Here is a 16,005-nt window from a genome sequence, read left to right on the forward strand (position 1 = left end):
AAGTTCGTTCACACCAGCGCCCTCTCCAGATCCACCTGCAGATCCCCCAGATCCTCAACACCCACGCTCAGCCGCACCAGCGCATCGCTGATGCCCAGCTGCTCGCGGCGCGCGACCGGAATCGAGGCATGCGTCATCACCGCCGGGTGGTTCACCAGGCTTTCCACGCCGCCCAGCGACTCGGCCAGGGTGAACAGCTCGGTCTTCTCGCAGAAGCGCTTGGCCGCCTCGAACCCGCCCTTGAGCACGATCGAGACGATGCCGCCGTAACCAGCCATCTGCTTGCCGGCCAGTTCATGCTGCGGGTGCGACGGCAGGCCCGGGTAGATCACCTTCTCCACCGCCGGGTGCTTTTCCAGCCACTGGGCCAGGGCCAGCGCGTTGGCGCAGTGCGCCTTCATGCGCAGCGGCAGGGTCTTCAGGCCGCGCAGGGCCAGGAAGCTGTCGAACGGGCCCTGCACGCCACCCACCGAGTTCTGCAGGAAAGCCATCTGCTCGGCCAGTTCGGCGTTGTCGCCCACCACCACCATGCCGCCGACCATGTCCGAGTGGCCGTTGAGGTACTTGGTGGCCGAATGCAGCACCAGGTCCGCGCCCAGTTCGAGCGGGCGCTGCAGCATCGGCGAGGCGAAGGTGTTGTCGACCACCACGATCAGGCCATGGCGCTTGGCAATGGCGGCCACAGCGGCGATGTCCACGATCTTCAGCATCGGGTTGGTCGGGGTCTCGATCCACACCATCTTCGTCTTCGGCGTGATGGACGCTTCAAACGCAGCCAGGTCGGTCAGATCGACGAAGCTGAAATCCAGCCCGGCGGTGCGACGGCGCACGCGCTCGAACAGGCGGAAGCTGCCGCCATAGATGTCATCCATCGCCACCACGTGGCTGCCGGCGTCCAGCAGCTCGATCACGGTCGAGCTGGCAGCCATGCCCGAGGCGAAGGCGAAGCCGCGGGCGCCACCTTCCAGCGACGCCATGCAGCGCTCATAGGCGAAGCGGGTCGGGTTGTGGGTACGCGAGTACTCGAAGCCCTGGTGCTCGCCCGGGCTGGACTGCGCATAGGTCGAGGTAGCGTAGATCGGCGGCATCACCGCGCCGGTGCTGGGGTCGGGCGACTGGCCGCCGTGGATGGCCAGCGTGGCCAGGGCCAGGGCGCGATCCTGGGAAGTAGCGTTGGACATGTTCTTTCCTGAGGGGCGCCGAAGCTCGGCGCCGTCGAAGGTGCGGAAGTCTATCAGCGCGGCCTTAACGACCTTTGACGCGGATAAACCGGGATTCAGCAGCGAACGTCTGCGATCGGCGGCTTACTGCACGCGACGGCGCAGGTAGTTCAGCAGGTCGATACGGGTGATCAGGCCCAGGAAGGCATTGCCGTCCATCACGATCGCCACCTGGCCGCGGTCGAACACCGGCAGCAGCGCCTCGATCGGCGACTTCACGTCCAGCCGGTCCAGCTTGCTGACCATCGCCGTGGCAACGGTGTCGCGGAAGCGTGCTTCGTCACCATAGACGTGCAGCAGCACGTCGCTTTCGTCGACGATGCCGACCAGCTGGTCACCGTCCATCACTGGGAGCTGCGACACGTCGTACAGCTTCATGCGCTGGTAGGCGGTGGTCAGCAGATCGTTCGGGCCGATCACCACGGTGTCGCGCTGGCCATAGGGGCGCAGGATCAGGTCGCGCAGGTCGCCGTGCTGCGGGCGCTGCAGGAAACCGTTGTCCAGCATCCAGTAGTCGTTGTACATCTTCGACAGGTACTTGTTGCCGGTATCCGGCACCAGCACCAGCACCTTCTTCGGCGTGGTCTGCTCCTTGCAGTACTTCAGGCCGGCGGCCAGCAGGGTGCCGGTGGACGATCCGCCCAGGATGCCTTCCTTGCCCAGCAGTTCGCGCGCGGTGTGGAAGCTCTCGGCGTCGCTGATGGCATAGGCCTTCTTCACGCGGCTGAAGTCGGAGATCGACGGCAGGAAGTCCTCGCCGATGCCCTCCACCAGCCAGCTGCCCGACTTGTCGTTGAGGTTGCCGTCGTTGATGTACTCGGCCAGGATCGAGCCGACCGGATCGGCCAGCACCAGCTCGGTCTTCGGCGACAGCTTGGCGAAGGCGCGCGACAGGCCGGTCATGGTGCCGGAGCTGCCGCAGCCGAACACGATGGCGTCGAGGTCGCCGCCCATCTGCTCCAGGATTTCCGGGCCGGTACCGAATTCATGCGCGGCCGGGTTGTCCGGGTTGCCGAACTGGTTGATGAAGTAGGCGCCCGGGGTCTGCTCGGCGATGGTCTTGGCCAGGTCCTGGTAGTACTCCGGATGGCCCTTGGCCACGTCCGAGCGGGTCAGGCGGACTTCGGCGCCCATCGCCTTCAGGTTGAAGATCTTCTCGCGGCTCATCTTGTCGGGAACGACCAGGATCAGCTTGTAACCCTTCTGCTGCGCGACCAGGGCCAGGCCCAGCCCGGTGTTGCCGGCGGTACCCTCGACCAGGGTCGCACCCGGCTTCAGGTCGCCGCGCTTCTCCGCCGCCTCGATCATCGACAGGCCGATGCGATCCTTGATCGATCCGCCCGGGTTGGCGCTTTCGAGCTTCAGGTAGAGCTCGCAGACGCCCGTGTCCAGGCGCTGGGCCTTGACGATCGGAGTCTGGCCGATGAGTTCGAGGACGGAAGAATGAATGGGCATTCGGAGGACTTTCGGTTCGCGCCACAGAGGGCCGGACCGGTGATTATCCGTCGGATGGCGATGAATGTCAGGTCGGCGCGGAGATGGACCGCGAGCCCGCAAAAAGAGATGCGGACGGCCCCGGATCGACGAGGAGACCGGTACCGCCCGCATCGGTGAGTTGTGCCTGCAGGCCAAGGCACCACCGCCTGTGGTGCCTTGGCGCGGCCGCCTCATCGGCGGTGCCGCGATGCCGGGGCAGGAGCGCCCGGCGGGGCCATCGATGGCCGGGTCACGCCGTTCCGGGCGTGACAGGGTGCGTCAAAGCGTGGGGGACGTCGTTGGGAGCGGTGTTTCGTACATTCGCAGAAGTCGTTGCTTGGCCAGCAGCTTCTCGCGCTTCATGCGACCCAGGGTGACATCATCGATCGGGAGTACACCCAACTCCGCGTCCATGCACTTCTTGTTCAACTTGCGGTGCTGGTCATGGAGTGCCCTGAACTCCGGATCACGCGCGCGACGTGCGTCGATCTCGCTCTGGGGCTGATCTTCAAACATGATGGACCTCCTTCGACAGATACACGAACGCCCCGGCCGCGAGGCACGGGGCGTTGTTCATGGAGGAGCGCCGGTCGATGGCCACCTGGACGCCTGCAACGACCTGCGGCACTGGCCTGCGCACGTCGATCTGCTGCGGTTCGCGCCCTGCTTGCATCGGCCCGGCCCTCCCATCGTCCGGTCCGCGGCATTGCGTCCCGGACGATTGACCCTACGCCTGCTCAAGGCGGGGTACAAGACCCCTGCGTCAAAAAGACCGAACCCCGCCGGGGCGGGGTTCAGGCTGAATGCTCATCACAACGAAAAACAAACAATATCAAGCAATTACGGGGCGATGATGACCTCGGCCGAACGTGCCTGGGTGGAGGCCGCCTTCTTGCCGGCAAGCTGGATCCGGTTGCTCGCGACACCCGCCGCAACCAGGGCGTCACGCAGGGCCTCTGCACGCTTCTGGCCTACGCCGTTGGCACTGTCGTAAGCCTCGATGCGCAGGCGGCCCTTCTTGCCGATGTTCAGGTATTCGGCCAACGCCTTGGCCTGGTTGCGGGCGCCGCCGGACAGGCTGGAGGCGCCGGCGGCAAACGCATCGCCACGGAAGGTGAAGACCTCGCCGCGGCCATCGAACTTCGAGCCCGGCAGCTTCTGACCGGACACCAGCTCGGCTTCCTCGCGGGCCAGCTTGGCGGCATTCTGCTGGGCGGCGCTGAGGCGCTGCTGCTGCTTGCCGGCGACGCTGGTCAGGGCGTTCTCGGCGTCCTGGCGGGCCAGGGTCTCGGCCTCGGCGGCCTGGCGCAGGCGTTCAGCCTCCTCGGCCTGCATCTGTGCCTGCATGCGCAGCTGTTCGGCTTCCTGGCGGGCACGCGCGGCATCGCGGCGGCTGGCCTCGATCAGCAGGTCGCTGCGGGTCCGCTCCAGGCGGTCGACCTCGCGGGCGGCCAGCGCGGTACGCACCGCCGTCTCGGCGATCTCCACCCGGCGCTCGGCCAGGTAGGTGGCCAGCTCCTGGTCGCGGCGCTTGGCCTTGTCCAGGATGGCGATGGCCTGCTGGGCCTGCATGCGCTCGAAGGCGCCCAGCTCAGCGGTATCCGGGTTGGCCTGGATGGCCATCAGGCGCTGGCTCAGCTGCGCCACCATCGGGTTGTCGGCGGCCACGGCCAGGGTCGGCAGCGCCAGCAGCGCGGCCAGGGTTGCGGCAGTCATCGGCTTCACCGGCGATCCTCCCCGGTCGACAGCTGGCGTTGCAGCTGATTGACCTCGTTGCGGCGCAGCTGCAGCTGCGCGGTCACGGTGGCTTCCTCGCTGCGCACGCGGGCCAGGTCGGCATCGGCGGCGGCACGCAGGGCCATGGCCGGGGCATTCTTGCGCTCGCGGCGGTCGCCGGCGGCGCGCTGGGCCTGCTCCAGCCCCTGCCGGGCCAGCCCGATCAGGTCCGGGGCGTACTGGTCGGCATCGGCCTGGGTGGCCTTGTCGACCGCCTGCCGGGCCTGGGCCAGTTCCATCGCGCCATCCTGCGCCCAGGCGGGGGCAGACAGTGCGAATGCAAACGCCATCACATACAGGCTGTGGCGCATTCGTGCGAAGCTAAGTCGTTTCATTGGGGAGGCCGTACCGGTTGTCGGTTCACGGCCATTGTCGTCAAGCCGACACCGTGCTGGCAACGGGCGTCGGCCGTTTCGTTGGGGAAAATTCGCAATGGATATCGGCTACTTCCTGAAGCTGATGACCGAAAAGAACGCTTCGGACATGTTTCTGACCACCGGGGCACCGGTCTACATCAAGATCGAGGGGAAGCTCTATCCGCTGGGCAACACCGGCCTGCCGCCGGGCATGGTCAAGAAGATCGCCTACTCGCTGATGGACGAAGGCCAGGTGCCGCAGTTCGAGCGCGAGCTGGAACTCAACATGGCCATCGCCCTGCCCGATGCCGGTCGCTTCCGCGTCAATGTGTTCAAGCAGCGCGGCGAAGTGGGCATGGTCATCCGTGCCATCCGCAGCCGGATTCCGAGCATCGAGGAGCTGAACCTGCCGCAGGTGCTGAAGGACGTCATCATGACCCCGCGCGGGCTGGTACTGGTGGTGGGGTCCACCGGTTCCGGCAAGTCCACCTCGCTGGCGTCGATGATCGACCACCGCAACAGCACCACCACCGGTCACATCCTCACCATCGAAGACCCGATCGAATACCTGCACAAGCACAAGATGTCGATCGTCAACCAGCGCGAGGTCGGGCTGGATACCCATGCCTTCCACAACGCGCTGAAAAACGCGATGCGTGAGGCGCCGGACGTGATCCTGATCGGCGAGATCCTGGACGCAGAGACGATGGAAGCGGCGATCGCCTTCGCCGAAACCGGCCACCTGTGCCTGGCCACCCTGCACTCCAACAACGCCGACCAGACCATCGAGCGCATCCTCAACTTCTTCCCGGAAAGCGCGCACAAGAACGTGCTGATGAACCTGGCGCTGAACCTGCGTGCGGTGATCAGCCAGCGCCTGGTGAAGAACAAGGAAGGCCGTCGCCTGCCGGCCACCGAAGTACTGCTCAACACGCCGATGATCCGCGACCTGCTGCGTCGCGGCCAGGTGCACGAGATCAAGGCGGCGATGGAAGCATCGCTGGAAGAGGGCATGGAGAGTTTCGACCAGTGCCTGTTCCGGCTGGCCAAGGCCGGCACCATCGAACAGGAGGAAGCGCTGCGCGCGGCCGACTCGCGCGATGGCCTGGCGCTGAAGTTCCGCCTGTCCGAAGGCAGCAGCGGCGAGCATGACCCGTACGCAGATTTCTCGGCCGGCGCCCCCAGCATCACCCACGGCTTCTGACCGCACGAAAAGGGGGACGGAGGGGATCAAGTCGTATATGCACTTACGACTTGATCCCCTCCGTCCCCTTTTCCTGAAGAATTCAGGGGCCGTCTCATCCAATGAGACCCCTCATCCGTAGGTTTCCTCAATGGAAACCATCCGCAAGCTGGCCATTCTGGCCGATGCCGCCAAATACGACGCCTCCTGCGCCTCCAGCGGCTCGGGCAAGCGCGATTCGCGCGCCAGCGGCGGTATCGGCAGCACCGAGGGCATGGGCATCTGCCACAGCTATACGCCCGATGGCCGCTGCGTATCGCTGCTGAAGATCCTGCTGACCAACTTCTGCGTCTACGACTGCGCCTATTGCGTCAATCGCGTGTCCAGCAATGTGCCACGCGCGCGCTTCAGCGTGGACGAGGTGGTCACGCTCACCCTGGACTTCTACAAGCGCAACTACATCGAGGGCCTGTTCATCTCCAGCGGCATCATCCGCAATGCGGACTACACCATGGAGCAGATGGTGGAGGTGGCCCGGCAACTGCGCGAAGAACACCGCTACGCCGGCTACATCCACCTCAAGACCATTCCCGAGGCCTCGCCGGAACTGCTGGCCAGCGCCGGGCGTTACGCCGACCGCCTGTCGATCAACGTCGAACTGCCCACCGAAGCCGGGCTGAGCGCCTTGGCGCCGGAGAAGACGGTGCATTCGATACGCGGCGCGATGGGCGAACTGCGTTGGCGCATCGAGGAAGCCAAGGAGGCGCGCAAGTCCCCCGCAGCGGTGGCGCCGACGGCCAGCCGCAGCGCACGCCCGCGCCCTCCCCGTTTCGCCCCGGCCGGGCAGAGCACGCAGATGATCGTCGGTGCGGACGGGGCCAACGACCAGCAGATCCTGGCCAGCGCCGACAGCCTGTACGGCAGTTACCGGATGCGCCGGGTCTACTACTCCGCGTTCAGCCCGATTCCCGATGCCAGCCGGCAGCTGCCGCTGCAGCCCCCACCCCTGCAACGCGAGCACCGGCTGTACCAAGCCGACTGGCTGTTGCGCTTCTATGGCTACGGCGTGGACGAGATCACCGACACCACCCAGGGCGGAATGCTCGATCTGGACATCGATCCGAAGATGGCCTGGGCGATCCGCCATCCCGAACGCTTCCCGGTCGACCTGAACCGTGCTCCGAAGGAAATGCTGCTGCGGGTGCCCGGACTGGGCGTGCGCAATGCAGAGCGCGTGCTGATGGCGCGCCGGCACGGGCGCCTGCGGGTGGCCGACGTAGCCCGGTTGAAGGCCCCGATGAGCAAGCTGCTACCGTTCGTGCTGCTGGCCGACCACCACCCGCGCAAGGCGCTGGATGATCCGGCCGCGTTGCGCGCGCAGCTGGCGCCGCCTCCACGACAGGGCTCGCTGTTTGATGCACCGCCCGCCGCCTGACGCGCAGCGCTGGTCGCTGCGGGTGGACCCGTCGTGGTCGCTGGAGCCTTGGCGCGAGGCCGCGCGCGAGGCACTGCTGCGCGACGTGGCACCGCCGCAGCTGGACTGGATCGAAGGCAGTGAGGTTTCGCTGCTGGATGCGCCGGCCGTACAGCTGGCACCGATGCCTGCCGATGCCGCTGCGCCCAGCGTTCCGCGCGACTTCCTCGACCTGGCGGCGACCTGCCTGTGTCATCGCGACCCCCAGCGCCTGGCCCTGCTGTATCGCCTGCTGTGGCGCATTACTCATGGCGAGCGCTCGGTGCTGACCAACCCCGCCGATGCCGATGCCCTGCGCGCGAACGCACTCGCCCAGGCCGTCCGCCGTGACACGCACAAGATGAAGGCATTCGTGCGCTTCCGCGAGCTGCCCGGCCACCCTGATGCGTTCATCGCCTGGTTCGAGCCACAGCACCACATCGTCGACCGGGTCGCGCCGTTCTTCGCACGCCGCTTCACCGGCATGCGCTGGGCGATCCTCACTCCTTCGCGCAGCGTGGCGTGGGATGGACAGGCGCTGGCCTTCGGCCCCGGCGCACGCCGCGAGGACGCCCCGGCCGAGGATGCGCGCGAGGCCCTGTGGCAGACCTATTACGCCAGCATCTTCAATCCGGCCCGGCTCAACACCCGGATGATGATGCAGGAGATGCCGGCCAGGTACTGGCGCCACCTGCCCGAGGCACAGTTGCTGCCGCGCCTGGTGCGCGATGCGGGCGATCGCGTGCAGGAAATGCATGACCGGCCCGCGCAGGCACCCCAGCGCAGGATTCCCATGCGTGGGGACGCTGCGGCAGCGCGCCCAGATACCGCCAGCCTGCAGACGCTGCGACAACAGGCCAGCGCCTGCCGCCAGTGCCCGCTGTGGGAGACCGCCACGCAGACGGTGTTCGGCCAGGGGCCGGCCGATGCGCGGGTGATGGTGATCGGCGAGCAGCCTGGCGATACCGAGGATCTGCGCGGCCAGCCGTTCGCCGGCCCTGCCGGCCAGTTGCTGGACCGCGCATTGGCCGAGCTGGGAATCGATCGCGCCACGCTGTACCTGACCAACGCGGTGAAGCACTTCCACCATGAGCGGCGTGGCAAGGTGCGGCTGCACAAGCGGCCGGAAAGCCGCCACATCCAGGCCTGCCGGCCGTGGCTGATGGGCGAGATCGCGCGCGTGCGGCCGCAGCTCATCGTCTGCCTGGGCGCAACCGCGGCAGCCTCGGTATTTGGCCGTGATTTCAATCTGTCGCGCGACCGTGGACGCTGGCACACGCTGGAGGAAGGCACCCGCGGCTACGCCACCGTGCACCCGGCGTGGGTGCTGCGGCAAGGCGATGGCGCGCGCCGCGAACGGGCTTATGCACTGTTCCGCGATGATCTCGCGCAACTGCTGCAAAAAGGGGACGGAGGGGACTAAGTCGTGAATGCACTTGCGACCTGATCCCCTCCGTCCCTCTACTTTCAGGCTGCGTCGGGCTGGTTTTCCGGGCGCGCGCGGTCGAAGGCGTCCAGCGCCTGGCAGGCGGCCTCGATGCGGCGAAGGGTCGGGTACGGCGCAAGGTCCAGGCCGAAACGATGGGCGTTGTACAGCTGCGGCAGCAGGCAGAGGTCGGCCAGCCCGGGGCGGTCACCGTGGCAGAAGGTGCCGGTGTCGCGGCTGTTGGCCAGCATCGCCTCCATTGCCGCGAAGCCCTCGGCCATCCAGTGCAGGGTCCACTGCATACGGGCATCGGCCGGCAGCTGCAGACTGCGTTCCAGGTACTGCATCACCCGCAGATTGTTGATCGGGTGGATGTCGCAGGCCACCAGCTGGGCCAGTGCCCGCACCCGCGCGCGGCCGGCGGCGTCGGCCGGCAGCAGCGGTACCTGCGGAAAGCGCTCGTCCAGGTATTCAAGGATCGCCAGCGACTGGGTCAGCACATGCCCCTCATGCAGCAGGGTCGGCACCTGCTGCTGCGGGTTGAGCGCGCGATAGGCGTCCAGGTGCTGCTCTCCGCCGTCGCGCGCCAGATGCACCGGCCGGGCCTCCCAGGCCAGGCCCTTCAGCTCCAGGCCGATGCGCACGCGGTAGGCGGCGCTGGATCGCCAGTAGGTGTACAGCACGATGCCGTCGTCGACCGGAATCTCCATGGCCGCCTCCATGCTCAGGGCTTGGCGGCCTGTTCGATGCGCTGCTCGATCGCACCGAAGATGCTGTTACCGGCGGCATCGAGCATCTCGATGCGGACCACGTCGCCGAACGACATGAACGGCGTGCTCGGCTTGCCGTCGCGCAGGGTTTCGACCACGCGCTGCTCGGCGAAGCACGAGGCACCCTTGCTGGTGTCTTCATTGGCGATGGTGCCCGAGCCGACGATGGTGCCGGCGCCCAGCGGACGGGTCTTGGCCGCATGCGCGACCAACTGGGCGAAATTGAACTGCATGTCCACGCCCGCTTCCGGTGCACCGAACCACTTGCCGTTGATGTGGGTCAGCAGCGGCAGGTGCACCTTGCTGTCCTGCCACGCAGCGCCCAGTTCGTCGGGGGTGACGAACACCGGCGACAGCGCCGAGCGCGGCTTGGACTGCAGGAAGCCGAAGCCCTTGGCCAGCTCGCCCGGAATCAGGTTGCGCAGCGACACATCGTTGACCAGGCCGACCAGCTGGATGTGGCCCGCAGCCTGTTCCGGGGTGGCCGCCATCGGCACGTCGTCGGTGATCACCACGATCTCCGCTTCCAGGTCGATACCGTACTCCTCGCTGACCACCTTGACCGCATCGCGCGGGCCGTAGAAGCCGGCACTGGTGGCCTGGTACATCAGCGGATCGGTGTAGAAGCTCTCCGGCACCTCGGCGCCACGGGCGCGGCGCACGCGCTCGACGTGCGGCAGGTAGGCACTGCCGTCGACGAATTCATAGGCGCGCGGCATCGGCGCGGCCAGGGCCTGCGGGTCGAGGTCGAACACGCCGTCGGCGTCGCCGGCATTGAGCGATTCGTACAGGGCGTTCAGGCGCGGCGCGATGTGGCTCCAGTCTTCCAGAGCCTGCTGCAGGGTGGCGGCAATGCCGGTGGCGCGCACGCCGTGGCGCAGGTCACGCGAGACGACGATCAGGGTGCCGTCGCGGCCGCCTTCCTTCAAAGAACCAAGCTTCATGGGTGGGTGTCCGGAGTCGTGGGCAAACAAGTTTCAAGTGTAATCAAATCTGCGGCGACGCCAAGCTGCAGCGCGGCATCGGCCCACCCTACCGTAGTGGGGGGTTCGGCAGGGCTTGCAGCCCTGCACCTGCAGAAGCAACGGCAACGTCAAAAGCCTGCATTCCGTGGGATGGCGGGGACGTGTGAGTGGACAGGACACGCCGTAAACCCATCCGTGGGGGCTCGATGGCGCCATCCATGGCGCCAACGGTCCTGCCCACCCACACCGCCCCACCCCCGACAGGTTCCCAATGACTGATCGAACATCCACATCATTCATCGTCGAGATCCGTCAGACACCGAAATTGATCGAATGAGATTCGACAGATCGCGGAAAACTGTCGAAGGCGGGGTGGGTCCGGTGACAGGGGCGTGAGCCGCATGGATGCGGCGACCGAGCTTACATGGACGTACTTGCAGCGCCCCCTGCCACCGGACCCACCCCGCCTACCCACAGGAACCCAGCCTTTGACGTTGCTTCAGCCTCTGCGGGTGCAGGGCGCAGCCCTGCAGAGAGAACCCCTACCTGAACAGGTCTTTTTGCGTGAAGTCTCAAACATCGTTTAGACTTACGCGGTCTGCAGCGGCCGTCCGTTTCCCTCCGGGATCGCCGGCGACCAGGGTCCGCCCTCTTCGCCCGCCCCCACTCCGACGCCGTTCGTCACGCATTCCAGCCTGCGCTTCGTGCCGGCTGCACCCAATTCTCGCAGCGCGGTTCACGGGAACGCTCCGAGTCAGCCGATCAGTTTGATCTGCCCCCGTCTGTCCGTTCGGACAGGCGTTTCTTGTACTTGGAGCAAACTCAATGTCTTTTGAATCGCTGGGCCTGGCGCCCTTCCTGCTGCGTGCGCTTGCCGAGCAGGGCTACGAAAACCCGACCCCGATCCAGCAGCAGGCGATCCCGCTGGCACTGGCCGGTCGTGACCTGCTGGCCGGCGCACAGACCGGCACCGGCAAGACCGCCGCCTTCGGCCTGCCGCTGCTGCAGCACCTGGGCACCGCCTCGCAGGAAGTGCGCAGCGGCCCGCGCAAGCCGCGCGCGCTGATCCTGGCCCCGACCCGCGAACTGGCCACCCAGGTGCACGACAGCCTGCGCGGCTACAGCAAGTACCTGCGCATTCCCAGCGCCTGCATCTACGGCGGCGTCGGCATGGGCAACCAGCTGGACATCCTGCGCCGTGGCGTGGACCTGCTGGTGGCCTGCCCGGGCCGCCTGATCGACCACCTGGAGCGTCGCAGCATCGACCTGTCCGGCATTGAACTGCTGGTGCTGGACGAAGCCGACCGCATGCTCGACATGGGCTTCCTGCCGTCGATCAAGCGCATCCTGGCCAAGCTGCCGAAGCAGAACCGGCAGACCCTGCTGTTCTCGGCCACCTTCGAGGACAACATCCGCCAGCTGGCGCTGGAGTTCATGCGCAACCCGGAACAGATCCAGGTGACGCCGAAGAACACCGTGGCCGAAACCATCACCCACCGCGTGCACCCGGTCGATGCCGGTCGCAAGCGCGACCTGCTGCTGCACCTGCTGGCGCAGGACAGCCGCGAGCAGACCCTGGTGTTCGCCCGCACCAAGCATGGCAGCGACAAACTGGCCTCGTTCCTGGAAAAGTCGGGCATCAAGACCGCGGCGATCCACGGCAACAAGAGCCAGGGGCAGCGCCTGCGTGCACTGGGTGACTTCAAGGCCGGCCGCGTGACCGTGCTGGTGGCGACCGATATCGCTGCGCGCGGCATCGACATCAACGAGCTGCCGAAGGTGATCAACTTCGACCTGCCGATGGTGGCCGAGGACTACGTGCACCGCATCGGCCGTACCGGCCGCAACGGCGCGACCGGCCAGGCGATTTCGCTGGTGGCACAGGATGAAGTGAAGCTGCTGCGTGCGATCGTGCGCCTGCTGGGCCGCGACATGGACATCCGCGATGTGCCGGGCTTCGAGCTGCAGGTGCCGATCCGCTGGGGCAACAGTGCGCCGGGCAAGGCCGAGCACGATACCGGCGAGCGCGCACCGCGCAAGAGCCATGCGCGCCGTCCGCACGGTGATGCGCCGCGCCACGCGCACGCAGGCCCGAAGAAGGCCGGCGGTGGCCGCCGCGAAGGCGGTGGCAATGGCCAGCAGCGTGCAGGTGCCGGCCAGGGCCAGCGCCGTGGCGGTGGTGGCAATGGTGGCGGCCGTGGTCGTGGCCAGGGTGGCGGCGGTGGTCGCGCCGGCTGATCCCAGCTGACATCGAGGGTGCTTCCCGCTGCGCGGAGGCTATCGAGGGACGGCGCTGACGCGCCGTCCTTTTTTGTTGCGGGCTACCGGGTGATAAAGCACGCGGTGGCAGTACCGAGGGCGAATGGGCATGGGGGCAGCGCAGAACACGCTGTAAATACGTCCATGTAAGCTCGATGGCGCCATCCATGGCGCCAACGGTTCTGCGCTGCCCCCATTCCCATCCGCTTCAAGCATTGCCTGCGCCTTCTTGTCCCGCCGGGTAGCCGGGAGAAGAAAGATCAAATTCAAATTTTCAAAGGCAAAAGCCGAAGTCGCAATTCCTGGCTTTGCTTTTGCTTTTGCTTTTGTATTTGCCCTTGCTCCCGCCTTGGGGTCTGATGCGTCCGCGCCCGCAGGAAACTGTCATGGGAGGCAGGGGGTCTCAGCCAGGACCGTTGGCGCCAAGGATGGCGCCATCGAGCCCCCATGGATGGGTTTACGGCGTGTCCTGGCTGAGGCCCCCTGCCTCCCAAGCACAACAGAAACTCGGCGCCAAACACCTCAACCCCGCGCTTTACTCGGATTCACCAGATTCCCGAAGAAGATCGCGTTGATCAGCAGTCGGTCCGTTCCGTGCCAGTACTTGCGATGCGCCGGATCATCGGCGAACAGCACCACATTGCCCTGCCCCTGCGCCGACACCAGCAGCCACGCACTGCCTGCCACCCGCGTGCGGTTGCGCTCGGACAGGTAACCGTTCACCCGCGGCGGCGTGTCGATGCGCACCACCGTGGAAAACGGGTTCGCGCTCGGCTGCAGCGTCACCGTGTTCTCCTTGTTGATCGCCAGCTGCCGGCGCGGCACGCCGAATGCCAGCGGATGGCTGGTATCCACGTCGGCACTGAGAATGTTGCCGCTGACCCGCTCGATCGCAGCGATGTCGCGCTGGTCGCCAAACGCGCGGCGACTTGCATCAGCAGCCTCTTCTTCCTTGCCGAGCTTTTCGCCGTCGGCCAGCTTCTGCTCGATCGCCCACTTCGAGGCACTGCCGTAGGTCACCAGTGAACCACCGGCCTGCACCCAGCGCTTCAGTGCAGCCACCGCCGTGGCATCGACGCCCGTGTAGGTGCCACCGGACAACACGATCGTGGTGTAGCGGTCCAGCGGTACCTTGCCCAGCTGCTGCGGATCCAGCTTGCTGGCCGGCAACTGCAGCTGCTGGTCGAGCAGGAACCACGCCGATCCGATTTCGGTGGCGGCCACGCCCTCGCCCATCACCAGTGCCACCGCAGGCTTGCGCAGCGCCTTGACGCCGTCACTGCCGAGGTCGATGCCTTCGCGGCTGCGGCCGCTGGACAGCGCGTGGACCTGTACGTCCGCCTCGCGCGCGGCGGATGTCACTGTCTCGAGCAGCGCCGCGCCCTGCAGCGATTGCCCGGCAACCGGAATGACCAGGCTGCCGGCGGCGAAGCTGATGTCGCCCTGCGCGGTCGCGGTGGTGAACGGCTGGAATGCCGCGCGTGCATTCACGCCCTTGCCCTGCAGCGCGGCCAGCGCGCGCCCGGCGTTGTAGTCGCGCCAGTCGATGGCGTAGGCGAATCCGGCCTCGCCGCCCAGCACCGCGCCCCGCTCCACCGGCAGCGCGGCCACGCGTGCGCCGCCTTCGATGCGGCTGCGGCTGCCCGCAAAGGCCACGCCGTAGGCCGGTGCGATTGCATAGCTGGTGCTGCCGTAGAACACATCACCCTTGATCGGCGGCGTCTCGGCAAAGATCGAATGCACCAGGCGGAACTGCGCCTGCTGCACCGGCACCACGTAGGCGCTGCCGGCATCGAAGCGCTGCCCATCGACAGTGACTGCACGGTCCAGTGCGCGCACTTCGATCCGGTGCAGCAGCAGCAGTTCCAGCAGGCGCCGGGTCAGTGCCGGATCATGCGCGTCGCCGAACACGAAGCTCTTCACCGGCTGCTGCGCAGCCTGCTTCAGCGCGCTCTGGAAGAACTGCTTCTGCAGGTCGAACAGGCCGCTGCGCTCGGTCACCGCGCCACGCACCGTGCCCAGCCCGGTGGCGACCTGGTTGCGGATGGTGTAGGGGAAGGTCAGCAGGCCATTGACCGATTCCTGCACGCGGCCACGCGAGCTGGCCTGCTCGACGGTAACGCCGACAGCGCCATGGAAGTCCGGATAGGTGGAACCGTACACCGGCGAGAAGTTGTCGAAATTCTCGCCGGTGTAGTACAGCGACCCCAGCGCATCCAGCGCCTGCGCGTGGTACTTGGCGAGGGTCTTGTTGAATTCATACGAAGCCGCCGGAATCAGCGGACTGTGCATGCTCTTCGGCGAGGGCTCGAAGTAGTAGGTGCTGTCCTTGCCCATTTCGTGGAAGTCGATCTGCACGTTCGGGTACCACTGGTGGAACACCTCCACCTTCGGCCGTGAGTCCTGCTGGGTGAGGGCCAGCCAGTCGCGGTTGAGATCGGTGAAGTAGTGGTTGGTACGACCCTGCGGGAAAGGCTCGACGTGTTCCTTGTCGGCGGGGTCGGCAGAAGCTGGGTCGGAGGCCCAGGCGTTGTGCCAGTTGGCAGCACGGTCACGACCATCCGGATTCTGCGCTGGATCGAACAGCACCACCGCCTGCTGCAGCCATTGCTGGGTTTCTGCGCTGCGGTTGGCCACCAGGTAGTACGCCGTCAGCATCGCTGCCTCGGCACTGGAGGTCTCGTTGCCGTGGACGCTGTAGCCCAGCCACACCACCACCGGGCTGTCACCGGCGGCGCTGCGCGGCTGCGCCGGATCGGCCAGGGTCGCGTGCTGCTGGCGGATCTGTTCCAGCCGCGCATGATTGCCTGCAGCGGTGACGGTGGCGATCAACAGCGGGCGGCCTTCATAGCTGCGGCCGATCTCGCGCACGCTGATCTTGTCCGAGCGTTTCGCCAGTTCCTGGAAGTACGCCACCAGCTGGTCGTGCCGGGTGTAACGGCTGCCGATCGGGTAGCCGAGGAACTGCTCCGGCGTCGGCACCGCTGCATCGAACGCCGCTGCGTCGGTGACCTGCGGAAAGAAGTACGCGCTCTGTGCCTGCGCCGGCTGCGGCGAGGACAGTGCGGTGGCGGCGGCAAGCAGCAACGGAAGAACGGCACGGCGATGCAAGGACACGGTG

The 16,005-nt window shown here is 66.6% G+C and carries 12 protein-coding genes; 4 read left to right on the top strand and 8 right to left on the bottom strand.

Annotation, left to right across the window (positions count from 1 at the left end; genetic code table 11):
- Positions 1–8: 8 nt before the first annotated feature.
- The 5 genes from H4O10_RS08745 to H4O10_RS08765 all read right to left on the bottom strand — a co-directional run bounded on the left by H4O10_RS08745 (position 9) and on the right by H4O10_RS08765 (position 4,783).
- Positions 9–1,181, bottom strand: coding sequence for a cystathionine gamma-synthase (locus H4O10_RS08745; RefSeq protein ID WP_049397549.1), 1,173 nt, complete (start codon positions 1,179–1,181; stop codon positions 9–11).
- 123 nt (positions 1,182–1,304) lie between these two features.
- Entirely contained in the window at positions 1,305–2,675 is a 1,371-nt protein-coding gene (locus tag H4O10_RS08750) for a pyridoxal-phosphate dependent enzyme (protein ID WP_049397548.1), read from the bottom strand.
- Positions 2,676–2,975: 300 nt separating this feature from the next.
- A complete protein-coding gene (locus H4O10_RS08755; protein ID WP_005407964.1) occupies positions 2,976–3,212 on the bottom strand; it encodes a YdcH family protein in 237 nt (78 codons plus the stop codon).
- A gap of 324 nt (positions 3,213–3,536) precedes the next feature.
- The gene (locus H4O10_RS08760; protein WP_080240928.1) at positions 3,537–4,421 is read right to left on the bottom strand and encodes a hypothetical protein; all 885 of its coding nucleotides are present in this window, start codon (positions 4,419–4,421) and stop codon (positions 3,537–3,539) included.
- The gene (locus H4O10_RS08765; RefSeq protein WP_005407961.1) at positions 4,418–4,783 is read right to left on the bottom strand and encodes a DUF4398 domain-containing protein; all 366 of its coding nucleotides are present in this window, start codon (positions 4,781–4,783) and stop codon (positions 4,418–4,420) included. The genes H4O10_RS08760 and H4O10_RS08765 overlap by 4 nt, the downstream gene beginning before the upstream one ends.
- Before the next feature lie 121 nt (positions 4,784–4,904).
- Between H4O10_RS08765 and H4O10_RS08770 the strand changes: the two genes are divergently transcribed.
- From H4O10_RS08770 to H4O10_RS08780, 3 genes are all read left to right on the top strand, one after another.
- Positions 4,905–6,032 carry a PilT/PilU family type 4a pilus ATPase gene (locus tag H4O10_RS08770; RefSeq protein WP_004141526.1) on the top strand — a complete coding sequence of 376 codons (1,128 nt, stop codon included), beginning with the start codon at positions 4,905–4,907 and terminating at the stop codon, positions 6,030–6,032.
- Between the two features lie 130 nt (positions 6,033–6,162).
- The gene (locus tag H4O10_RS08775) at positions 6,163–7,446 is read left to right on the top strand and encodes a putative DNA modification/repair radical SAM protein (RefSeq protein WP_049452830.1); all 1,284 of its coding nucleotides are present in this window, start codon (positions 6,163–6,165) and stop codon (positions 7,444–7,446) included.
- Positions 7,427–8,887 (top strand): UdgX family uracil-DNA binding protein, encoded by a 1,461-nt coding sequence (locus tag H4O10_RS08780; protein WP_049452828.1) that lies wholly within the window; start codon positions 7,427–7,429, stop codon positions 8,885–8,887. Before H4O10_RS08775 ends, H4O10_RS08780 begins: the two co-directional genes overlap by 20 nt.
- A 44-nt stretch (positions 8,888–8,931) precedes the next feature.
- Here H4O10_RS08780 and maiA read toward each other — a convergent pair whose 3' ends face one another.
- Complete coding sequence (gene maiA, locus H4O10_RS08785) at positions 8,932–9,600, bottom strand: maleylacetoacetate isomerase (RefSeq protein ID WP_049452839.1); 669 nt, start codon at positions 9,598–9,600, stop codon at positions 8,932–8,934.
- Between the two features lie 14 nt (positions 9,601–9,614).
- Entirely contained in the window at positions 9,615–10,604 is a 990-nt protein-coding gene (locus H4O10_RS08790; RefSeq protein WP_043033907.1) for a fumarylacetoacetate hydrolase family protein, read from the bottom strand.
- Between the two features lie 846 nt (positions 10,605–11,450).
- Here H4O10_RS08790 and H4O10_RS08795 point away from each other — a divergent pair.
- On the top strand, positions 11,451–12,863 hold the full coding sequence (locus H4O10_RS08795) for a DEAD/DEAH box helicase (RefSeq protein WP_005412154.1): 1,413 nt from the start codon (positions 11,451–11,453) through the stop codon (positions 12,861–12,863).
- 543 nt (positions 12,864–13,406) lie between these two features.
- Here the strand turns inward: H4O10_RS08795 and H4O10_RS08800 are convergent.
- Entirely contained in the window at positions 13,407–16,001 is a 2,595-nt protein-coding gene (locus H4O10_RS08800; protein WP_049452947.1) for a M14 family zinc carboxypeptidase, read from the bottom strand.
- Between the last annotated feature and the right edge of the window lie 4 nt (positions 16,002–16,005).

This window comes from Stenotrophomonas sp. I18B00994, from assembly GCF_014145825.1.
Classification (GTDB): Bacteria; Pseudomonadota; Gammaproteobacteria; order Xanthomonadales; family Xanthomonadaceae; genus Stenotrophomonas; species Stenotrophomonas maltophilia.